This is a genomic window from Pseudomonas yangonensis (genome assembly GCF_009932725.1).
Lineage (GTDB): Bacteria > Pseudomonadota > Gammaproteobacteria > Pseudomonadales > Pseudomonadaceae > Aquipseudomonas > Aquipseudomonas yangonensis.
In genome coordinates, this window is the sequence record NZ_BLJU01000018.1 from 145,477 (window position 1) to 166,001 (window position 20,525).

Here is a 20,525-nt window from a genome sequence, read left to right on the forward strand (position 1 = left end):
CATGACTTCGAGCATTCTCGCTGCGCGGAACCTTAGCAAAGTGGTCGAGAGCGCGGAAGGCGAGCTGACTATCCTTCACGATCTCGACCTGGAACTGAGCAAAGGCGACAGCCTGGCCATCGTCGGCAGCTCGGGCTCCGGCAAATCCACCCTGCTCGGCTTGCTCGCCGGCCTCGACCTGCCCAGCGCCGGCGCCGTGCTGCTGGCCGGCAACAACCTCAGCGAACTCGATGAAGACCAGCGGGCGCGTCTGCGTGCCGAGCATGTCGGCTTCGTCTTCCAGTCGTTTCAGTTGCTCGACAGCCTCAATGCGCTGGAGAACGTGATGCTGCCGCTGGAGCTGGAAGGTCATGCCGATGCCCGTCAACGTGCGCGCGCATTGCTCGAACGCGTCGGCCTCGGCCAGCGCCTGACGCACTACCCACGCCAACTCTCCGGTGGCGAGCAACAGCGCGTAGCCATCGCCCGCGCCTTTGCCGCCGAGCCGGACGTGCTGTTCGCCGACGAACCCACCGGCAACCTCGACAGCCATACCGGCGAGCGCATCAGTGACCTGCTGTTTCAGCTCAACCAGGAGCGTGGCACCACCCTGGTGCTGGTCACCCATGACGAGCGCCTGGCGCACCGCTGCCAGCGTCTGATCCGCCTGGAAGCCGGACATCTGATCGACCGCGTGGAGCCCTGATGAAACGCGTGCCCCTCGCCCGCCTGTTTTCGCTCGCAGCCCGCCAACTACTGCGCGACGCCCGCGCCGGCGAGTTGCGCGTGCTGTTCTTCGCCTTGCTGGTGGCGGTGGCGGCCAGCAGCGCCATCGGCTACTTCAGCGCGCGCCTGAACGACGCCATGCTGCTGCGCGCCAGCGAATTCCTCGCCGCCGACCTGCGCCTGAGCGGCAGCACGCCGGCCAGTCACGAACAGATCGATGCGGGACTCAAGCTGGGCCTCGATCACGCCCAGGCCGTGGAGTTCTCCAGCGTCGTTGCGGCACAGGATGGTATTCAGCTGGCCAGCGTCAAGGCCGCCAATAGCCTTTATCCGCTGCGCGGTGAACTGAGAAGCGCAGCCGAACCCTATGCCCGCGAAGAGGTGGGGCCAGGGCCTCGGCCGGGGGAAGTCTGGGCCGAAGCGCGCCTGATGGTGGCGCTGAACCTGAAGATCGGCGATGAGCTGGAGATAGGCGCCAAGACCTTGCGCCTGAGCCGTGTGCTGACCTACGACCCGGACACCGCTGGCGATTTCTACAGCCTGACGCCCAGGGTGTTGATGCATCTGGACGACCTGGCTGCGACCGAGGTGGTGCAACCTGGCAGCCGTGTACGCTTCCGCGAACTCTGGCGCGGCGATGCCGACGCGTTGGCGGCCTACCGTCAGGCCGTCGAAGCCGGCCTGGAACCCAATCAGCGGCTGGAGGATGCCCGCGACGGTAATCGACAGGTCGGTGGCGCACTTGGCCGTGCCGAGCGTTACCTGAATCTGGCCAGCCTGGCGGCGGTGCTGCTCGCTGGCGTGGCAGTGGCGCTGTCGGCGGCACGCTTCGCCGCACGGCGCTTCGACGCCAGCGCCCTGCTGCGCTGCCTCGGCTTGTCACGACGCGAAGCGCTGGCCCTTTTCGGCCTGCAACTGGCCCTGCTCGGGCTGCTCGCCAGCGTGCTCGGCGCGCTGCTCGGCTGGGCCGGCCAGCACGTGCTGTTCCATCTGTTGCGCGGCCTGATCCCCGATGATCTGCCGCCCGCCGATCTGTGGCCTGCTCTGGCCGGGATGGCCACCGGCCTGGTGGCGCTGGCCGGCTTTGCCCTGCCGCCGCTGGCAGCTCTCGGCCGCGTGCCGCCGCTGCGTGTGCTGCGTCGCGACATGCTGCCGGTGCCGGCCAGCTCCTGGCTGGTGTATGGCGCGGCGCTGGTTGCGCTGGGCCTGATCATGTGGCGCCTGAGTCTGGATTTGAAACTGACGCTGGCGCTACTCGGCGGCGGCCTGCTGGCGGCGCTGGCGCTAGGCGGCTTACTCCTGATAGGTCTGCAGAGCCTGCGCCGCCTGCTGCAGCGCGCCGCCCTGCCCTGGCGCCTGGGGCTGGGCCAACTGCTGCGCCATCCACTGGCGGCGGCCGGTCAATCGCTGGCGTTCGGCCTGATTCTGTTGGCCATGGCGCTGATCGCCCTGCTGCGCGGCGAGCTGCTCGACACCTGGCAGGACCAGTTGCCGGACGATGCGCCCAATCACTTCGCCCTCAACGTGCTGCCGGCCGAGCGTGATGCCTTCGCCGCCCGCCTGGCCGAACTCTCGCCTCATCCTGCGCCACTGTATCCGGTGGTGCCGGGCCGGCTGATCATGATCAACGATGAGCCGGTGCGCCAGTTGGTGACCAAGGAAAGCCGCGGCGAGCGCGCCATCCAGCGCGACCTGAGCCTGACCTGGGCCGAGGATCTGCCGTCCGACAACCTGATCACCGCCGGCAGTTGGTGGGGTAATGCGCCGGCCGGCGAGCTGCCTGGCGTGTCCGTGGAGGCCGAGCTGGCCGAAAGTCTGCAACTGCAGCTGGGCGATCGCCTGCGCTTCAACGTCGGCGGCATCGAACGCGAAGCGCAGGTGACCAGCCTGCGCCAGGTGGACTGGGACAGCTTCCAGCCCAACTTCTACATGATCTTCGAGCCACAGACCCTGCAGGATCTGCCCGCCACCTACCTGACCAGCTTCTACCTGCCGCCCGGCCAGGATGCAGAGCTGATCAAGCTCAGCCGCGCCTTCCCCAGCGTCACCCTGTTGCAGGTCGACGCGCTGCTGGCGCAGCTGCGCAGCATCCTCGCCCAGGTCACCCTGGCCATCGAATACGTGCTGCTGTTCGTGCTCGCCGCCGGCATCACCGTGCTGCTGGCGGGGCTGCAGGCAACGCTGGACGAGCGCATTCGCCAGGGCGCGCTGCTGCGCGCCTTGGGCGCCGAGCGCAGGTTGCTGATCAGCGCCCGCCGTGCCGAGTTCGGCCTGCTCGGCGCGGCCGCCGGCCTGCTCGCTGCATTGGGCTGTGAGCTGGTGAGTTTCCTGCTCTATCGCTATGCCTTCGACATGAGCTGGCAGCCTCACCCATGGCTCCTGCTGCTGCCGCTGATTGGCGCGCTGCTGATCGGCCTGGCCGGCGTGCTGGGCACACGCCGCGCACTTAATGCCAGCCCCTTGAGCGTGCTGCGCGAAGGCTGAGAACCTGGAGAGGGGTTTGCTAGACTTGGCGTCCCCTCTCACATCCGAGACACCATGAGCCGCTATCGCCCCCCTCGCCCCGCCGGCACTCCCCTGATCACGCCTGAAGGCGAAGCGCGCCTGCGCGCCGAGCTCCACGAGCTGTGGCATGTGCGCAGGCCCCAGGTGACACAGTCGGTGAGCGAAGCGGCAGCCCAGGGCGACCGCTCGGAAAACGCCGAGTACACCTACGGCAAGAAGATGCTGCGCGAAATCGACAGCCGCGTGCGCTTTCTCACCAAACGCCTGGAAAAGCTCAAGGTCGTCAGCGAAAAACCATCCGATCCGAACAAGGTGTACTTCGGCGCCTGGGTCACCATCGAGGACGAGGAGGGTGAGCAGTCGCGCTACCGCATCGTCGGCCCGGATGAGCTGGATCTGAAGCAGGGGCTGATCAGCATCGATTCGCCACTGGCCCGCGCTCTGGTCGGCAAGGAGCTGGATGCGGAGGTTCGGGTGCACAGCCCCAGTGGTGAAAAGACCTGCTATATCGTCGAGATCGAATATCCCTAGACTCCAGGAGCGGGCCCGGTTCACGAGCCTCCCACCCTGTAGGAGCGAGCTCTGCTCGCGAAGCTTCATGAGCGCCAATGTTCGCGAGCAGAGCTCGCTCCTACACGAAGGGTAAGGATCAGCGCCGGGTAATCAGCCCCTGGCGCGCCACACGCACCAGCTCACCTACGGTTTGCGCCAGATCCTCGGCGCTCGGAGCCTGGATTACGGCCAGGTCGAAGCTGTCGCGCGCGAAACGACTCAGGGACTCGCCGTTCTGCACGAACTGGATGCGAAAGGCACGCGATCCGGCCCAGCGTTTGGGCCAGCCTTCGAGATAACGCAGCAAGGTGGGCTGGTGGCTACCGCCAAGCAGTACGCGCGGATTGCGCAGCAGCAGGCCCGAAGTGATGGGCGCCAGGCGAATATGCGGTTGGGGACAGATCATGGTCGAGTCTCCGCCTCGAGAATCCCGCTGGGCAGCGGTGAGAGGCGACACCGAACCAGCGCTTTAGCGGAATTTCAGGCGCTGATGACAACACCCTGTGGCGCCCCGCAAGTAGCTGTTTAAATCGGCGCAGGGCGCATCCTAGAGAAGCCCACGGCAAACTGTCAAGGCGCGCCCGGGCAGCACCCCAACCTTTGATTGGGTGACGACCGGTCCACTGCGCGCGAGCGCCAATCGCCTCATCACCAGCTGCGCTGATGTGGGCCTCGGGCGGGCCATCCTGCGGGTTCTGGTGTTTCGACACGTAACAGATAAAACCCTGCCAAATCGATACATGATCGTCCCAATATCAATCAAAGTGCCGAGTTAGAGGCGTTACCTGCAAACCAGAGGCAATGGCATGTTTCCTGCCGTCGTCCCAGGGCCGTACGTGCCACGGGATGGGCGCGATTTTCTTGCAGGGAGCTTCCCAAAAAAACCATCGAGAGCGCCCATGAAGAACAATAAAACCCTGCTCGCCCTCTGCCTCGGTGCCGGCCTGCTCGCCAGCGGCCAGACCCAGGCTGCCTGGTTCGGCTCCTCCGGCTATACCCAGACCAAGTACCCCATCGTCCTCGGCCACGGCATGCTCGGCTTCGACAGCATCCTCGGCGTCGATTACTGGTATGGCATTCCGGCCGCCCTGCGCCGCGACGGTGCCAGTGTTTATGTGACCGAGGTCAGTCAGCTCGATACCTCCGAAGCGCGCGGCGAGCAGTTGCTGCAGCAGGTCGAGGACATCGTCGCCATCAGTGGCAAGGGCAAGGTCAATCTGATCGGCCACAGCCATGGCGGCCCCACCACGCGCTACGTTGCCGCCGTGCGGCCGGACCTGGTCGCCTCGGTCACCAGCGTCGGCGCACCGCACAAGGGCTCGGCCGCTGCCGACTTCCTCAAGGGCATCAGCGACGGCCCGGCGGGCCCGGTCGCCACACCGCTGCTGGCGGGCATCGTCAACGGCCTGGGTACGCTGATCAACTTCCTCTCCGGCAGTTCCAGCACCACCCCGCAGAACGCCCTGGGTTCGCTGGAGTCGCTCAACAGCGAAGGCGCCGCACGCTTCAATGCCAAGTTCCCGCAGGGCATTCCCACCAGCGCCTGTGGCGAAGGGGCCTACAGCGTGAACGGCGTGCGCTATTACTCCTGGAGCGGCACCAGCCCGCTGACCAACGTGCTCGACCCCAGCGACCTGCTGATGGGTGCCTCCTCGCTGACCTTCGGCTCCGAGGCCAACGACGGCCTGGTCGGCCGCTGCAGTTCGCGCATGGGCCAGGTGATCCGCGACAACTACCGGATGAACCACCTCGACGAGGTCAACCAGACCCTGGGGCTGACCAGCCTGTTCGAGACCGATCCGGTGACCGTCTACCGTCAGCACGCCAACCGCCTGAAGAACGCCGGGCTATAAGCGCCACGCGTATCTGCGCCTCGCTACGCCGGCATCTCGCTGCGCACCGCGCGCTGGCCGGCGTCAGCGCTGAGTCCCTGTTCGGATCGGGGCAACCCGATCCGACGCATTACTGGAAGCTGCCGTGAAGAAAGCCCTGTTCGCCCTGCCTCTACTGATCGCCGTCGGCCTGGCGTCGATGCTTTACCTGCAACCCGGACATCGCCCCACCCACCTCAATGCCCCTGTCGCCGCTACGCTCATGCAGCCCGAGCCGGCACCGATCGCCCAGACCATCATGCCGACCAGCGAGGCCTCGCAGAAGCAGGCTGGCAAGCTTGCCCTGCCCGGCTCCTTCGTCGGCACCGAAGTCGATGGCAGCTTTCGCGTCGATGCTGCCGGCAATCTGGTCGTCAGCGAGGATATTCGACGAATCTTCGATTACTTCCTCGCCAGCATCGGCGAAGAAAGTCTGGATGCCAGCGTGTCGCGGCTGCGCAGTTACATCGACAGCCAGCTTCAGGAGCCGGCGCGAGCCCGTGCCCGGACGCTGCTGGAGCAGTACCTGAGCTACAAGCGTGAACTGATCCTGCTGGAGCGCGACCTGCCTCAGATGGCCAATCTGGATGCCATGCGCCAGCGCGAGAGCGCGGTGCAGGCACTGCGCGCCCGGCTATTCGACAGCGAGACGCACCAGGCCTTTTTCGCCCGCGAGGAAGGCTACAACCGCTTCACGCTGGAGCGCCTGGCCATTCAGCACGACGCCCGTATGAGCGCCGAAGAAAAAGGCGTCGCCGTCGACCGCCTGCGCGCATCCCTGCCCGAGGAAATGCAGGACATGGTCCTGCCGCAACTGCAACAGGAACTGCGGCACAACACGGCACGGCTGCAGGCCGAAGGCGCCAGCGCGGCGCAGATCCGCCAGATGCGCCAGCAACTGGTCGGTGCCGAAGCCACCACGCGCCTGGAGGCGCTGGATGGCCAGCGGGAACAGTGGCAGAAGCGCCTGGAGGACTACCTCGCCGCCAAGGCGAAGATTCAGGCGAGCGAGGGGCTCAGCAGCAGCGACAAGCGTGCGGCGATCGAGGCACTGGCTACCGAGCGTTTCGATGAGCGCGAGCGCCTGCGCCTGGATGCCGCCGAGCAAGTGGCGACCGCCAGCAAGAAGCCGTAGCGTCACGTGCTGTCGCGCATCACCAGTTCGAAGCCGACGTCGATGCAATGCTGTTCCGGTGTTTCACCGCGCATCAGAGCCAGCAGCATGTTCGCTGCCAATTCGCCGATGCGGCCGCGGGTAGTGCGTACCGTGCTCAGCGCCGGATGCATCCAGGCCGCTGCCGGCAGGTCGTTGAAGCCGGCGATGGCCAGCCGCCCCGGCACCTCCAGCCCCAACTGACGGGCGCGAAACAGAGCGCCCATGGCCAGGTCGTCGTTGTTGAAGAACACTGCATCGATCTGCGGCTGCTGCGCCAGCAGACGATCGAGCAACTCGGCCCCCAGGCCGATGGACGACAGCTGCGGCGTGAGCAGTTCCAGCGCCGGATCATGGCGATTGAGGTACTGCATCACCTGGCGATAACCCTCGGCGCGCTGCAAGGTACGCGGGTCGAGCTGCGCCGCGGCGAAGGCGATATGGCGATAACCGCGCTGCACCAGGGCTCGGGTCATGGCGGCACCGGCCTCGACCTGCGAGAAGCCGACGCAGTAGTCCTCAGGCTCTTCGCTCAGCTCCATCAGGGTTACCAGCGGGCAGGTGCTGGCACCGAGGATTTCCCGCGCCGCGTCGCTACGCTCGAACCCCGTGACCAGCAGGCCCGCCGGCTGGTGCGCCAGGTAGGAACGCAGCAGGCGCTCGTCTTCCTCGACCCGATAATGACTGACGCCGATCATCATCTCGAAACCGGCCGGCATCAGCACACGCTGGATGGCTTCGACGGTATCGACGAACACCGAGTTCGACAGTGAAGGAATCACCACCGCCACCAGATTGGAACGCGAACTGGCCAATGCCCGCGCCGCCGGGTTGGGCACGTAGCCAAGCGCCTGCGCAGCGCGCATCACCTGCTCGCGCAGCGCATCGGAGACCCGTCCCGGCTGCGACAGCGCACGCGAAGCGGACATCAGCGAACAGCCTGCGGCCTTGGCCACATCGGACAGGGTGACGCGTTCGGCAGACCGGCGACGGCGTTGAGTCATAGCGCCTCCATTGTTTGACAGCGGGCGATTCTACCAGCCCCGCTGGCGAATAAAGCGCGGGACACGCCGCCCGGGGTAACGCCACCATGCAAGGAGCGTTACCGCCTGCGTGTCCCGCGAAACTTAAAGAGCGGCCTTTTCGGCTTCGGCCTGCACCTGATCGAACAGCTGCTGGCCGACCGTATCGACGACCTTCTGGATCGCCGGCGCAGCCTGCTCGCGCATGCGCTGCACTTCGGCGGGGTCCACTTCGTTGATCTGCATGCCCTTGTCCTTCAGCTCGGCCAGGGCGCGAGCGGCCTCCTCGCGGGTGTCCTGGCGCTCGAAGTCACGCGCCTTCTTCGCGGCCTCCATGAGAATGTTCTGCTCGGTCTGCGACAGGCCGTCCCACCAGCGCTTGGACACGGTGACGATCCATGGGCTGTACACATGGTTTGTCACGGTCAGGTACTTCTGCACTTCGTAGAACTTCGAGGAAAGGATGGTGTTGAACGGGTTTTCCTGGCCATCGACCGCCTTGGTCTCCAGCGCCGTGAACAGCTCGGAGAACGGCAGCGGCACGGCGTTGGCGCCCATCAGCTTGAAGGTTTCGAGGAACACCGGGTTGGGCATCACGCGCAGCTTGACCCCGGAGAAGTCCTCCAGCTTGCTGATCGGCCGGGTGTTGTTGGTCAGGTTGCGGAAACCGTTCTCCCAGTACACCAGGCCGACCAGGCCCTTCTCCTCCAGCTTGTCCATCACCTGGCGGCCGACCGGGCCGTCCAGTACGGCATCGGCCTGCTCGGCGCTGCTGAACAGGAACGGCGTGTCCCACACCGCCATTTCCTTGGTGATGCCCACTAGCGTCGCGGTGGAGCCGACCATCATTTCCTGCGCGCCACCGATCAGCGCGCTCTGCATCTGGTCATCGGAACCCAGGCTGGCGGCGCCGAAGGTACGCACCTTGAGTTTGCCGTCTGAGGCCTTGGCCACTTCCTCGGCGAACAGCTTGGCCGCGCGGCCCTGGTTGCTGTTCTCGTTGAGGCCGTAACCGAAGCGGATCATGCGCGAGCGCACATCATCGGCGTGAGCGGTGAAACTGGCGAGCGGGCTGCACAGCATGGCAGCGGTGAGGATGGCGAGCAGCGGACGTTTCATTGGGTCTACCTCTTATTGTTGTGAATGTTGCCGGCGCGCAGGCGCCGGTGGGTCAACTCAGCGCAACCAGGCCAGCGGCACGGTAACGATGGCCGGGAAAGCCACCAGCGCGACGACGATGGCCAGATAGATCAGGAAGAACGGCATGACACCGCGCACCAGCACCTCCATGCGCAACTTGCCGATACCGCCGACGACATTGAGCACCGTGCCGACTGGCGGGGTGATCAGTCCGATGGAGCCGATCAGCACGAACATCACGCCGAAGTACACCGGATCGACGCCGGCCTTGATCGCGATGGGCGCGAGCACCGGCGCCAGAATCAGGATGGTCGGGGTCAGGTCCAGCACCATGCCCACTGCGATCATCAGCAGCATGATCGCCAGAACCAGCAGCCGCGGATGCTCGGCCAGCGGCCCGAGCATGGCGCCGATCTCATCCGGCAGCTGCGCCAGGGTGATCATGTACGCCGATACCGTGGCAGCGGCGCAGAGAAACATCACCGATGCCGTGGTGCGACTGGCGCGGGTCAGGGTTTCCATCAGGTCGCTCCAGCTCAGCTCGCGATAGAGCAAGGTGGACACCGCCAGCGCATAGACCGCTGCAACCACGGCTGCCTCGGTGGGCGTGAAGATGCCGAAGCGCAGGCCGCCGACGATGATCACCGGCAACATCAGCGCCGCCGCACCGTCGATCAGTACCCGGCGCCGCTCGGCGGCACTGGCCTTGGGTGGCGTCGGCTCGGTGAAGCCACGGGCGATCAGGGTCCAGGCAATGATCAGCCCCGCGCCCATGATCAGCCCCGGCACCAGGCCGGCCATGAACAGCTGACTGATGGAGGTGTTGGTGACTACGCCATAGATCACGAAAGGCATCGACGGCGGGATGATCGGCGCGATGATGCCACCTGCGGCCACCAGGCCAGCCGAGGAATGCAGCGGGTAACCGCGCTGGCGCATCATCGGCAGCAGCAAGGTGGCCAGCGCCGCGGTATCGGCCAGGGCCGAGCCGGACATGCTGGCCAGCAGCACGGCGGCAGCGATGGCAACGTAGCCCAGACCGCCACGCAGGTGGCCGAAATAGGCCTGAGCCATGGCGATGATGCGTCGGGAAATACCGCCGGCGTTCATCAACTCACCGGCCAGGATGAAGAAAGGCACCGCCAGCAGCGGGAAGCTGTCGGCGCCAGCGAGCAGATTCTGCGCCAGCAGTTGCACGTCCCAGAAATCCAGGTACCACATCAGCACGGCGGCCGTGAGGATCAGGGCGAAGGCGATGGGCATGCCGAAGGCCATGAACCCCAGTAGGGAGGAAAGAAATACCGCGACAGTCATCGGCAGGTCCTCGGTGGGCAGTGCCCGTCTTGTTGGAATTGGGGCTGCATCATTCGGCGTGAGCCTGGGTTAGCGTCACCTGCGGCGTACGCCGCCAGAGGTTGACCAACTGCACCACCGCCAGAATCGCCAGCACCAGCATGCTCGCCAGCACCGGCAGCATGGCCAGCACCACGGGGTATCCGACCACCGTACTGACGTTGCCCCAGCCGAACTGCACCTGATTCCAGGCGCCCCAGGCCGAGAGCAGGCTGGCGCCGGCAACCAGCACCCAACTCAGCGAATCCACCAGACGTTGTGCCAGCAGCGGGAAGCGATCGCGAATCATGCGGAAGGTCATCAGCTCGCCGCGGCGCATGCCGGAGGCCACGCCGACGAACACCAGCCAGACGAAGGCCAGCCGGGATAGCTCCTCGGCGCCCGGCCAGCCAGTGCCAAATACGTAACGCAGCACCACGTTGGCGAACACGGCCACCACCATGAACGCCATCAGAACCGCCATCAGGCCGTCTGTCAGGCGATCGAACAGCCGCGCGATGCGCCCCTCGTAGATTGGCTCGGCACCCAGCCGGGCCGCTTGGTTAGCGCTATCAATTTCGCTATCGAGAACATCCTGAGCTTCGCTGGAAACCGCCTCCGTGGCATCGCGGCGCACCCAGGCCTGGATTTCGGCCACCACAGCTTGCCGTGGCTGCTGCGCGTTCACGACGCGTACATGCGGCTCACCCGCCGGGCTTTCGAGAGTGGCGAACTGGCTATCGACCAGGGAGATCGGCATGAAATGTCCGGGCCGGGCACCGACACGCTGCACCGCAGTGGCGTGGTCGATATTCAGGTGAACGAACTGCAGGCCGGGAATCGCCTGGCGCAGGCGTTCACGGTAGGCACGCTTGAGCGCCGAACAGGCCAGCACGAAGCACTCGCCGGCGGCCTGCGCTGCCAGCATCTGCTCGCACAACGCATCGAGCCAGTGGCGACGATCCTCGTCGCTCAGCGGGATACCCGCACGCATGCGCTCGACGTTTTCGGCAGGATGGAAATGATCGGCTTCGATATGGCGCCAGCCCAGGGCAGCAGCAACCGCCTGGCTGATCTCGCTCTTGCCGGAACCACTGACCCCCATGACCACGAGCGTGGTACGGGCAGGCAATGCGGAAGGCTGCTGTTGCATGGGAACTCCAGGGCGCCATCGAGGTGGGCCGCTCATTGTTTGAGGCGGATGTTAGCGCTATCCAAAACGTTCGACAAGCCTACCCCGGCAACATTTGGTAGAGCATTTCTCCTGATGATCAGCACCCGGTACTGGTCCCAATGCGCGTGACACGGTCAAGATCGCGTTCCTGCCACGAGGGAGACATTTCGCTTATGCACCGGCTGAGACACTGCGTCTGGCTGCCCACGCTGTTCCTGCCACTGGCCGCACAGGCCGAGAACGCCACGTACCAGGCCGAGCCGCTGGTGGTTACCGGCAGCCGCTACCAAGCCAGTGGCTGGCGACTGCCCTTCTCGGTCAACCGCGTCGACGCCGAGCAGGCCAGGCTGGGCAAGCCGGGCGTCAACCTGTCCGAAGCGCTCGGCAGCGTGCCGGGCCTGGTGGTGCAGAACCGGCAGAATTATGCGCAGGACCTGCAGATTTCCTCACGCGGCTTCGGTGCCCGCTCGGCCTTCGGCATCCGGGGCATCAAGCTGCTGGCCGATGGTGTGCCGCTGTCCAATCCCGATGGTCAGGGCCAGGCGGCGACCTTTGACCTCGACACCCTGGAGCGCATCGAAGTCCTGCGCGGCCCCTTCGCCAGCGTCTACGGCAGCAACTCCGGCGGGGTGATCCAGCTGTTCTCGCGCGACGGTCAGGGTGCGCCCAAGGTTTCCGTCGACACCTCCCAGGCCGCCTACGGCAGCAGCCGTACCCGCGTCGCAGCCGAGGGCGGCAACGACAAGGCGAGCTTCATCGTCAACCGCTCGCACTTCGAGACCGACGGCTACCGCGACCACAGCGGCGCCATTCTCGACAAGACCTTCGCCAAACTGACCCTGTACCCGGACGATGTCAGCAAGCTCAGCCTGAGCTTTAGCGAACTGGATCAGAACGACACCCAGGACCCGCAGGGCCTGACCTGGCAGCAGGTGCAGAACGACCGCCGCGCGGCAGCGCCCAGTGCGCTGCAGTTCGACACGCGCAAGACCGTCGATCATCGCCAGTTCGCGCTCAACTACGAACGCAGCTTCACCGCCGGGACCTGGCAGAGCACGGTCTACAGCGGCACAAGACGGGTGATTCAGTTCCAGTCGATTCCGGTCGCCGTACAAGCGCCAGCATCTCAATCCGGCGGCGTGATCGACTTCGAGCGCCGCTTCCACGGCATCGGCAACCGCTGGATTCAGTCGTTCGACCTCGGCAGCAGCCTGCTGACCGTCACCACCGGCCTGGACCACGACCATTCGCGTGACGACCGCCAGGGCTATGAGAACTTCGCCGGGGACACCCTCGGTGTCAAAGGCAATCTGCGCCGTGACGAGCGCAACGAGGTCACCAGCCTGTCGCCTTATGTACAGGCAGCCTGGCAGCTGGGCGAGCTGGAGCTGCAGGCCGGGCTGCGCCATAGCGAGGTAGCGTTCGAAGTGGATGACCGCTTCCTGAGCAACGGCGACGACAGTGGCTCGGTGACCTACCGCGAGCTGACGCCGACTCTGGGTGCCAGCTATGCCCTGTTGCCCGACCTGAACGTCTACGCCAGCTGGGGCAAGGGCCTGGAGACACCGACGCTCAACGAGCTGTCCTATTCAGGGCCTGACAACAGCTTCGGCTTCGACCTGAAACCTGCCACCAGCGAGCAGATCGAAGTGGGTCTCAAGGCGCGCCTGGCCGATGCGACCAGTCTGCAACTGGCTCTATTCCAGATCGATACCGACGACGAGCTGGTGGTCGAATCGGCCAGTGGCGGTCGTTCACGTTTCCAGAACGCTGCGCAAACCCGCCGCCGCGGCGTCGAGCTGGCCCTGGAAAGCCAGCTGAGCGATACCCTGCGCAGCAGCCTCGCCTATACCCGGATCGATGCCACCTACAGCAAGGACTTCACCAGCAATGGCCGGCTGATCGATTCGGGCAATCGTCTGCCGGGCATTCCGGCGCGCACCTTGTATGGCGAACTGGCCTGGCAGCCGCTGGACGGGTTCAGCACTGCAATCGAAGGCCTGTATCGCAGCAAGCTGTATGTCGAGGACAGCAACACCGCCAAGGCGGCCCCCAGCTATGCCCTGTTCAACTGGCAGGCACGCTTCGAGCAGAAAGTCGGTGCAATGACCTTCAACCAGGTACTGCGGATCGACAACCTGCTGGACCGTGAATATGTCGGCTCGGTGATCGTCGGCGATGGCAACGGCCGCTATTACGAACCCGGCCCTGAACGCGCCTGGTACGTCGGCGCGGGCGTGCAGTATCAGTTCGATTGAGGCAGCGCCAGCCAAGCTGTAGGAGCGAATTTATTCGCGATGCGGGCAGCGCTGATCGCGGATAAATCCGCTCCTACAAGAATGCCCCCTGAAGGAACGGTCTCAACCGCGATACCTTCTACAACCACCATCACAGGCTCCGCGCGATCACCATCCGTTGCACATCACTGGTGCCTTCGTAGATCTGGCATACGCGCACGTCGCGGTAGATGCGCTCGACCGGAAAGTCCTTGAGATAGCCGTAGCCACCCAGTGTCTGGATCGCCGCCGAGCACACCCGCTCGGCCATCTCCGAGGCGAACAGCTTGGCCATCGAAGCCTCGGTCAGGCACGGCTGGCCTGCCGCACGCAGGCTGGCGGCGTGGTGCACCATCTGCCGCGCCACGGCGATCTGCGTGGCCATGTCGGCGAGGCGAAACGCCACCGCCTGGTGCTCGATGATCGGTTTGCCGAAGGTCACCCGCTCGTGGGCGTAATCACGCGCCGCCTCGAACGCGGCGCGCGCCATGCCTACGGATTGCGCGGCGATACCGATGCGCCCGCCTTCGAGGTTGGCCAGGGCGATGCGATAGCCCTCGCCCTCCTCGCCCAGGCGTAGGTTGGCCGGGACGCGCAGCGCATCGAGCTGAATCTGGCAGGTATCGGAGGCATGCTGGCCGAGCTTGTCCTCCACCCGCACCACCGAGAAACCGGGCGTATCGGTGGGCACGATAAAGGCGCTGATGCCCTTCTTGCCTGCCTGCGGGTCTGTGACGGCAAAGACGATGACCATGCCGGCGTGGCTGCCAGAGGTGATGAACTGCTTTGCGCCATCGAGCACGTAGTGATCGCCGTCACGCCGCGCGCGGGTGCGCAGGTCGCTGGCGTCGGAGCCGGCCTGCGGCTCGGTCAGGGCGAAGGCACCAAGCATCTCGCCACTGGCCAATGGGCGGAGAAAGCGCTGTTTCTGCTCTTCGCTACCGTATTTCAGAATCGGCATGCAGCCCACCGAGTTATGCACGCTCATGATGGTGGAACAGGCGCCATCGCCGGCAGCGATCTCCTCCAGAGCCATGGCGTAAGCCAGATGACCGGTATCGGCGCCACCCCACGCCTCGGGCACCAGCATGCCCATAAAGCCCAGCTGGCCCATCTCGGCGATGGCCTCGGCGGGGAAACGATGCTCACGATCCCAGTCGGAGGCAAAGGGTTTCAACCGCTCCTGAGCGAATTGGCGGGCCATGTCGCGGATAAGGATTTCTTCTTCAGTGGGCAGCATGGCTGGCTCCGGTAAACGGGTTAATCTCTGTGGGAGGCGCTTCAGCGGCGACAGTCGCGGCTGAAGCCCCTCCCACAGGTCAGGTGCGTAGATAGTCAGTACAACTCGATGGCCACGGCAGTAGCTTCGCCGCCGCCGATGCACACGGAGGCCACACCACGCTTGAGCCCGCGCTGTTGCAACGCCGCCAGCAGGGTCACCAGAATGCGCGCACCGGACGCGCCGATGGGATGCCCCAGGGCGCAGGCGCCACCGTGCACGTTGAGCCTGTCGTGAGCGATGCCCAGTTCGCGCATGGCCACCATCGGCACCACGGCGAACGCCTCGTTGATCTCGAACAGATCGACCGTTTCCAAGGCCCACTCGGCGCGCGCCAGCAAACGCTGTATCGCTGCCACCGGCGCGGTGGTGAACAGGTTCGGCGCCTGCGCGTGGCCGGCATGACCGACGATGCGCGCCAGCGGTTTCAGACCGCGCTCCTGTGCCTCGGACAAACGCATCAGCAATAGCGCGGCAGCGCCATCGGAAATGGAACTGGCATTGGCCGCCGTCACCGTGCCACCCTCGCGAAACGCTGGTTTCAGGCCGGGAATCTTGTCCGGACGGGCCTTGGGCGGCTGCTCGTCGGTATCCACCAGGCGCCGCTCACGCCCCTGTGGCGCTTCCACGGCGACGATCTCGCTGGCGAAACTGCCTTGCTCGATCGCCTGTTGGGCGCGGCGCAGCGACTCCAGTGCGTAGGCATCCTGCTCTTCTCGGCTGAAGCGATACTGCTGCGCGCAGTCCTCGGCGAAAGTGCCCATCAGCCGGCCACGCTCGTAGGCGTCCTCCAGGCCGTCGAGGAACATATGGTCGAGCACCTGACCATGGCCCATGCGATAGCCGCCGCGCGCACGTGCCAACAGGTACGGCGCGTTGGACATGCTCTCCATGCCGCCGGCCACCAGCACATCGGCGCTACCGGCGAGCAACTGGTCATGGCCGAGCATCAGCGCCTGCATGCCCGAGCCGCACATCTTGTTCAGCGTGGTGCACTGCGCTGCCTGGCTAAGGCCCGCGCCCAGCGCAGCCTGACGCGCCGGGGCCTGCCCCTGGCCAGCCTGCAGCACGCAGCCCATCAGCACTGTATCCACCGCCTCGGCGGCGAGGCCGGCACGCTCCAGGCTCGCGCGAATGGCCGCAGCGCCCAGTTCTGCAGCGGTAAGGCCGGCGAGATCACCGAGAAAGCCGCCCATGGGCGTGCGCACTGCGCTGACGATGACGACGGGGTCGAATTGGTGATTCATGTTTCACCTTCAATTTCGTAGCCCGGATGCAATCCGGGAAATATGTGGGGCCCCGGATTACATCCGGGCTACCTATCCGTTACTTCGCAGCCATACGCAGCGCGCCATCGAGGCGAATCACCTCGCCATTGAGCATCGGGTTCTCGACGATATGTCGCACCAAGGCAGCGTACTCGTCGGGTCGCCCCAGGCGCGGCGGAAACGGCACATTGGCCGCCAGCGAGTCGCGTACCTCCTGCGGCATGCCGGCCATCATCGGCGTCTCGAACACGCCAGGCGCGACGCACATCACGCGGATACCCGAGCGCGCCAGATCGCGCGCCGCCGGCAATGTCAGCGCTGCAACCCCGCCCTTGGAGGCGGCATAGGCCACCTGCCCCATCTGCCCGTCGAACGCAGCCACCGAGGCGGTGTTGATGATGACTCCACGTTCACCTTCGGCATTCGGTGTGTTCCTCGCCATGGCCTCGGCGGCCAGGCGCAGCAGGTTGAAGCTGCCGATCAGGTTGATCTCGACGGTGCGGCGAAAGCTGTCCAAACCATGGGCGCCGTTGCGCCCCAGCACCTTCTCGGCCGGAGCGATACCGGCGCAGTTGACCAAGCCATGCAACGCGCCGAAGGCATCCAGCGCCTGCACCACGGCTGCTTTGCCATCCTCTTCGCGAGTGATATCGGCGCGCACGAAACGCGCGGCATCGCCCAGTTCGGCAATGGCCTGCTGACCGGCCTGCTCGTTGATATCCAGCAGCACAACCTTGCCGCCTTGTCCGACCAGTTCACGGGCCGTGGCCAACCCCAGGCCCGAGGCGCCACCGCTGATCAGGAATACGGATTCGTCGATACGCATGCTCAACCTCTGTGATTGTTGTGCGGTGAGATTGACAGCCAGATTTGCACATGTTTACGTTAACGTAAAGGTAAACGAGCGATCACTCATGGCAACCACCTACTCCATCTCCGACCTGGCCCGCGAACTGGACGTGACCCCACGCGCCATCCGCTTCTACGAGGAACAGGGCATGCTCGCCCCCGAACGCCGTGGCCAGGAGCGCATCTATCAGCCCAAGGATCTGGTGACCCTGAAGCTCATTCTGCGCGGCAAGCGCATCGGCTTCTCCCTGGCCGAATGCAAGGAGCTGATCGACCTCTACGACCCCAGCAGCGGCAATCACAAGCAGCTCAATACCTTCCTCGCCAAGATCGCCGAACGCCGCCAGCAGCTTGAACAACAGCTGCTGGATATCCAGCAGATGCAGCTGGAACTGGATACCGCCGAGGAACGCTGCCTGGCCGCCCTGGCTGAAACGACCACCTAATCGCCCCCACTACAAGAACAATTGCAGGTGACCCCATGAGCTATCCCACCCTCAACTTCGGCCTCGGCGAAACCCTCGACATGCTGCGCGACTCGGTGCACCAGTTCGCCCAGGCCGAGCTGGCGCCGCGCGCCGCGCAGATCGACCGCGACAACGAATTCCCCATGGACATGTGGCGCAAGTTCGGCGACATGGGCCTGCTCGGCATGACGGTCAAGGAAGAGTACGGTGGCACCGACATGGGCTACCTGGCGCATGTGCTGGCCATGGAGGAAATCAGCCGTGCCTCGGCCTCGGTGGGCCTGTCCTACGGCGCGCATTCGAATCTGTGCGTCAACCAGATCCACAAGAACGGCAGCGAGGCGCAGAAGCAGAAATACCTGCCCAAGCTGTGCTCCGGCGAGCACATTGGCGCCCTGGCCATGAGCGAGCCCAATGCCGGCTCCGACGTGGTGTCGATGAAGCTGCGCGCCGAGAAGCGCGGCGACCGCTACGTGCTCAACGGCAACAAGATGTGGATCACCAACGGCCCGGACGCCCACACCTACGTGATCTACGCCAAGACCGACATCAACGCCGGCTCGCGCGGCATGACCGCCTTTATCGTCGAGCGCGACTTCAAGGGCTTCTCCCGCCACCAGAAGCTGGACAAGCTGGGTATGCGCGGCTCCAACACCTGCGAGCTGGTGTTCGAGGACTGCGAAGTACCGGAAGAGAACATCTTGGGCGTCGAGGGCGGCGGCGTGCGCGTGCTGATGAGCGGCCTGGACTACGAGCGCACCGTGCTCTCCGGCGGCCCAACCGGGATCATGAGCGCCTGCATGGACGTGGTGCTGCCCTACGTGCACGAGCGTCAGCAGTTCAAGCAGTCCATCGGCGAATTCCAGCTGGTGCAAGGCAAGCTGGCCGACATGTACGCCGGCATGAACGCCTCCAAGTCCTACCTGTACAACGTCGCCAAGGCTTGTGATCGCGGCGAGGAATCGCGCAAGGACGCCGCGGCGGTGATCCTCTATACCGCCGAAATGGCCACCAAGATGGCCCTGGACACCATCCAGCTGCTGGGCGGCAACGGCTACACCAACGAATACCCGGCCGGGCGCCTGCTGCGCGACGCCAAGCTCTACGAAATCGGCGCCGGCACCAGCGAGATCCGCCGCATGCTGATCGGCCGCGAGCTGTTCAACGAAACCAAATAAGCCTGCGTAGCCCGGATGCAATCCGGGGAAATCCTGTCCCGGATTGCATCCGGGCTACGAAATGGAGCGCCACCGATGGCCATCCTGCATACCCAGATCAACACCCGCTCACCGGAGTTCGCCGCCAACAGCGCGGCCATGCTCGCTCAGGTGGACGAGCTGCGCGCCCTGCTCGCCCGTGTCCATGAAGGCGGTGGCGCCAAGGCGCAGGAGCGCCATACCTCGCGCGGCAAGCTGCTGCCGCGCGAACGCATCAACCGCCTGCTCGATGCCGGCTCGCCCTTTCTCGAGATCGGCCAGCTCGCCGCCCATGAGGTGTACGGCGAGGACGTACCGGCCGCCGGAGTGATCGCCGGCATCGGTCGTGTGGAAGGTGTCGAGTGCATGATCGTGGCCAACGACGCCACAGTAAAAGGTGGCAGCTACTACCCGCTGACGGTGAAGAAGCACCTGCGTGCCCAAGCCATCGCCCGCGAAAACCGCCTGCCGTGCATCTACCTGGTGGACTCCGGCGGCGCCAACCTGCCGCGTCAGGATGAGGTATTTCCGGATCGCGAGCACTTCGGCCGCATCTTCTTCAACCAGGCCAATATGAGCGCCATAGGCATTCCGCAGATCGCCGTAGTCATGGGCTCCTGCACCGCAGGTGGCGCCTATGTGCCGGCCATGAGTGACGAAACCATCATGGTGCGCGAGCAGGCCACCATCTTCCTCGCCGGCCCGCCGCTGGTGAAGGCGGCTACCGGCGAAGTGGTGACCGCCGAAGAACTGGGCGGCGCCGAGGTGCACTGCAAGACCAGTGGCGTGGCCGACCACTACGCAGAGGACGACGAGCATGCCCTGGCCCTGGCCCGGCGCTGCATCAGCAATTTGAACTGGCGCAAGCTGGGCCAGCTCGACTGCCGCGCGCCCATCGCCCCGCGCTACCCGGCCGAGGAGCTGTACGGGGTGATCCCGGCCGATGCCAAGCAGCCGTTCGACGTGCGCGAGGTGATCGCGCGCATCGTCGACGACTCGCAACTGGATGAATTCAAGGCGCTGTTCGGCACTACCCTGGTATGCGGCTTCGCCCGTATCAACGGTTACCCGGTGGCGATCCTGGCGAACAACGGCATCCTCTTCGCCGAGTCGGCGCAAAAAGGCGCGCACTTCGTCGAACTGGCCTGCCAGCGCGGCATTCCGCTGCTGTTTTTGCAGAACATCACCGGTTTCATGGTGGGCAAGAAGTACGAAGAAGGCGGCATCGCAAAGCACGGCGCCAAGCTGGTCACCGCCGTGGCCTGCGCTCAGGTACCGAAATTCACCGTGATCATCGGCGGCAGCTTCGGCGCCGGTAACTACGGCATGTGTGGCCGCGCCTACGATCCGCGCTTTCTGTGGATGTGGCCCAACGCGTGCATCGGCGTGATGGGCGCGCAGCAGGCCGCGGGCGTACTGGTGCAGGTCAAGCGTGAACAGGCCGCACGCGCCGGCCAGCACTATTCGGACGAGGACGAACAGCGCCTCAGGCAGCCCATCGTCGAGCAGTACGAGAAGCAGGCGCACGCCTATTACTCCAGCGCCCGGCTGTGGGACGACGGCGTGATCGACCCGGCGCAGACCCGCGAGATATTGGCCTTGGCATTGTCGGCCAGCCTCAACGCGCCGATCGAGCCAACCCGTTTCGGGGTGTTCCGTATGTGACCACCCGTAGGAGCGGCTTCAGCCGCGAATCCTGGCACGCTGATCGCGGCTGAAGCCGCTCCTACCCAGCC

General features: G+C 65.2%; 17 protein-coding genes. 9 read left to right on the forward strand and 8 right to left on the reverse strand.

The features are described 5' to 3' along the window. Window position 1 precedes the first annotated feature (1 nt). Genes GYB81_RS18015 through greB form a run of 3 tightly spaced genes read left to right on the forward strand, consistent with a single transcriptional unit; the run spans window position 2 to window position 3,741 of the window. On the forward strand, window positions 2–685 hold the full coding sequence (locus GYB81_RS18015; RefSeq protein ID WP_161867021.1) for an ABC transporter ATP-binding protein: 684 nt from the start codon (window positions 2–4) through the stop codon (window positions 683–685). After that, on the forward strand, window positions 685–3,189 hold the full coding sequence (locus GYB81_RS18020; protein ID WP_161867020.1) for an ABC transporter permease: 2,505 nt from the start codon (window positions 685–687) through the stop codon (window positions 3,187–3,189). Before GYB81_RS18015 ends, GYB81_RS18020 begins: the two co-directional genes overlap by 1 nt. Before the next feature lie 54 nt (window positions 3,190–3,243). After that, window positions 3,244–3,741, forward strand: coding sequence for a transcription elongation factor GreB (greB, locus tag GYB81_RS18025; RefSeq protein ID WP_161867019.1), 498 nt, complete (start codon window positions 3,244–3,246; stop codon window positions 3,739–3,741). Window positions 3,742–3,859: 118 nt separating this feature from the next. On the opposite strand, the gene GYB81_RS18030 is transcribed toward greB, so the two are convergent. Further along, window positions 3,860–4,168 (reverse strand): hypothetical protein, encoded by a 309-nt coding sequence (locus GYB81_RS18030; RefSeq protein ID WP_024308419.1) that lies wholly within the window; start codon window positions 4,166–4,168, stop codon window positions 3,860–3,862. Between the two features lie 493 nt (window positions 4,169–4,661). Here GYB81_RS18030 and GYB81_RS18035 point away from each other — a divergent pair, with 493 nt between their 5' ends. Further along, window positions 4,662–5,615 carry a triacylglycerol lipase gene (locus GYB81_RS18035; RefSeq protein ID WP_024308420.1) on the forward strand — a complete coding sequence of 318 codons (954 nt, stop codon included), beginning with the start codon at window positions 4,662–4,664 and terminating at the stop codon, window positions 5,613–5,615. A 124-nt stretch (window positions 5,616–5,739) separates the two neighbouring features. Then, window positions 5,740–6,768: a lipase secretion chaperone gene (locus GYB81_RS18040; RefSeq protein ID WP_161867018.1), complete on the forward strand. Its 1,029-nt coding sequence runs from the start codon at window positions 5,740–5,742 to the stop codon at window positions 6,766–6,768. Window positions 6,769–6,770: 2 nt separating this feature from the next. Here GYB81_RS18040 and gntR read toward each other — a convergent pair whose 3' ends face one another. From gntR to GYB81_RS18060, 4 genes are all read right to left on the reverse strand, one after another. Continuing rightward, complete coding sequence (gene gntR, locus GYB81_RS18045; protein WP_161867017.1) at window positions 6,771–7,790, reverse strand: HTH-type transcriptional regulator GntR; 1,020 nt, start codon at window positions 7,788–7,790, stop codon at window positions 6,771–6,773. Window positions 7,791–7,913: 123 nt separating this feature from the next. Further along, the gene (locus GYB81_RS18050; protein ID WP_161867016.1) at window positions 7,914–8,927 is read right to left on the reverse strand and encodes a TRAP transporter substrate-binding protein; all 1,014 of its coding nucleotides are present in this window, start codon (window positions 8,925–8,927) and stop codon (window positions 7,914–7,916) included. A gap of 57 nt (window positions 8,928–8,984) precedes the next feature. Beyond that, window positions 8,985–10,262 (reverse strand): TRAP transporter large permease, encoded by a 1,278-nt coding sequence (locus GYB81_RS18055; protein WP_161867015.1) that lies wholly within the window; start codon window positions 10,260–10,262, stop codon window positions 8,985–8,987. A 49-nt stretch (window positions 10,263–10,311) separates the two neighbouring features. Next, window positions 10,312–11,433, reverse strand: a complete 1,122-nt coding sequence (locus GYB81_RS18060) for a gluconokinase, GntK/IdnK-type (protein ID WP_161867014.1) — start codon at window positions 11,431–11,433, stop codon at window positions 10,312–10,314. A gap of 194 nt (window positions 11,434–11,627) precedes the next feature. Between GYB81_RS18060 and GYB81_RS18065 the strand changes: the two genes are divergently transcribed. Next, window positions 11,628–13,712, forward strand: a complete 2,085-nt coding sequence (locus GYB81_RS18065; RefSeq protein WP_161867013.1) for a TonB-dependent receptor family protein — start codon at window positions 11,628–11,630, stop codon at window positions 13,710–13,712. A 130-nt stretch (window positions 13,713–13,842) separates the two neighbouring features. Here the strand turns inward: GYB81_RS18065 and GYB81_RS18070 are convergent, their stop codons facing one another. The 3 genes from GYB81_RS18070 to GYB81_RS18080 all read right to left on the reverse strand — a co-directional run bounded on the left by GYB81_RS18070 (window position 13,843) and on the right by GYB81_RS18080 (window position 17,103). After that, complete coding sequence (locus tag GYB81_RS18070) at window positions 13,843–14,970, reverse strand: acyl-CoA dehydrogenase family protein (RefSeq protein WP_161867012.1); 1,128 nt, start codon at window positions 14,968–14,970, stop codon at window positions 13,843–13,845. 95 nt (window positions 14,971–15,065) lie between these two features. Further along, on the reverse strand, window positions 15,066–16,256 hold the full coding sequence (locus tag GYB81_RS18075; protein ID WP_161867011.1) for an acetyl-CoA C-acyltransferase: 1,191 nt from the start codon (window positions 16,254–16,256) through the stop codon (window positions 15,066–15,068). 79 nt (window positions 16,257–16,335) lie between these two features. After that, a complete protein-coding gene (locus tag GYB81_RS18080) occupies window positions 16,336–17,103 on the reverse strand; it encodes a 3-hydroxyacyl-CoA dehydrogenase (protein WP_161867010.1) in 768 nt (255 codons plus the stop codon). An 88-nt stretch (window positions 17,104–17,191) separates the two neighbouring features. Between GYB81_RS18080 and GYB81_RS18085 the strand changes: the two genes are divergently transcribed. The 3 genes from GYB81_RS18085 to GYB81_RS18095 all read left to right on the forward strand — a co-directional run bounded on the left by GYB81_RS18085 (window position 17,192) and on the right by GYB81_RS18095 (window position 20,454). Continuing rightward, a complete protein-coding gene (locus tag GYB81_RS18085; protein ID WP_161867009.1) occupies window positions 17,192–17,572 on the forward strand; it encodes a MerR family transcriptional regulator in 381 nt (126 codons plus the stop codon). A 35-nt stretch (window positions 17,573–17,607) separates the two neighbouring features. After that, window positions 17,608–18,771, forward strand: coding sequence for an isovaleryl-CoA dehydrogenase (locus GYB81_RS18090; protein ID WP_161867008.1), 1,164 nt, complete (start codon window positions 17,608–17,610; stop codon window positions 18,769–18,771). Window positions 18,772–18,846: 75 nt separating this feature from the next. After that, the gene (locus GYB81_RS18095; RefSeq protein ID WP_161867007.1) at window positions 18,847–20,454 is read left to right on the forward strand and encodes a carboxyl transferase domain-containing protein; all 1,608 of its coding nucleotides are present in this window, start codon (window positions 18,847–18,849) and stop codon (window positions 20,452–20,454) included. Window positions 20,455–20,525: the final 71 nt, after the last annotated feature.

Bases quoted from the DNA above. Each gene is read 5' to 3' on its own strand.
- GYB81_RS18015 (WP_161867021.1), top strand. From the start codon at position 2: ATGACTTCGAGCATTCTCGCTGCGCGGAACCTTAGCAAAGTGGTCGAG.
- GYB81_RS18020 (WP_161867020.1), top strand. From the start codon at position 685: ATGAAACGCGTGCCCCTCGCCCGCCTGTTTTCGCTCGCAGCCCGCCAA.
- greB (WP_161867019.1), top strand. From the start codon at position 3,244: ATGAGCCGCTATCGCCCCCCTCGCCCCGCCGGCACTCCCCTGATCACG.
- GYB81_RS18030 (WP_024308419.1), bottom strand. From the start codon at position 4,168: ATGATCTGTCCCCAACCGCATATTCGCCTGGCGCCCATCACTTCGGGC.
- GYB81_RS18035 (WP_024308420.1), top strand. From the start codon at position 4,662: ATGAAGAACAATAAAACCCTGCTCGCCCTCTGCCTCGGTGCCGGCCTG.
- gntR (WP_161867017.1), bottom strand. From the start codon at position 7,790: ATGACTCAACGCCGTCGCCGGTCTGCCGAACGCGTCACCCTGTCCGAT.
- GYB81_RS18050 (WP_161867016.1), bottom strand. From the start codon at position 8,927: ATGAAACGTCCGCTGCTCGCCATCCTCACCGCTGCCATGCTGTGCAGC.
- GYB81_RS18055 (WP_161867015.1), bottom strand. From the start codon at position 10,262: ATGACTGTCGCGGTATTTCTTTCCTCCCTACTGGGGTTCATGGCCTTC.
- GYB81_RS18060 (WP_161867014.1), bottom strand. From the start codon at position 11,433: ATGCAACAGCAGCCTTCCGCATTGCCTGCCCGTACCACGCTCGTGGTC.
- GYB81_RS18065 (WP_161867013.1), top strand. From the start codon at position 11,628: ATGCACCGGCTGAGACACTGCGTCTGGCTGCCCACGCTGTTCCTGCCA.
- GYB81_RS18070 (WP_161867012.1), bottom strand. From the start codon at position 14,970: ATGCTGCCCACTGAAGAAGAAATCCTTATCCGCGACATGGCCCGCCAA.
- GYB81_RS18075 (WP_161867011.1), bottom strand. From the start codon at position 16,256: ATGAATCACCAATTCGACCCCGTCGTCATCGTCAGCGCAGTGCGCACG.
- GYB81_RS18080 (WP_161867010.1), bottom strand. From the start codon at position 17,103: ATGCGTATCGACGAATCCGTATTCCTGATCAGCGGTGGCGCCTCGGGC.
- GYB81_RS18085 (WP_161867009.1), top strand. From the start codon at position 17,192: ATGGCAACCACCTACTCCATCTCCGACCTGGCCCGCGAACTGGACGTG.
- GYB81_RS18090 (WP_161867008.1), top strand. From the start codon at position 17,608: ATGAGCTATCCCACCCTCAACTTCGGCCTCGGCGAAACCCTCGACATG.
- GYB81_RS18095 (WP_161867007.1), top strand. From the start codon at position 18,847: ATGGCCATCCTGCATACCCAGATCAACACCCGCTCACCGGAGTTCGCC.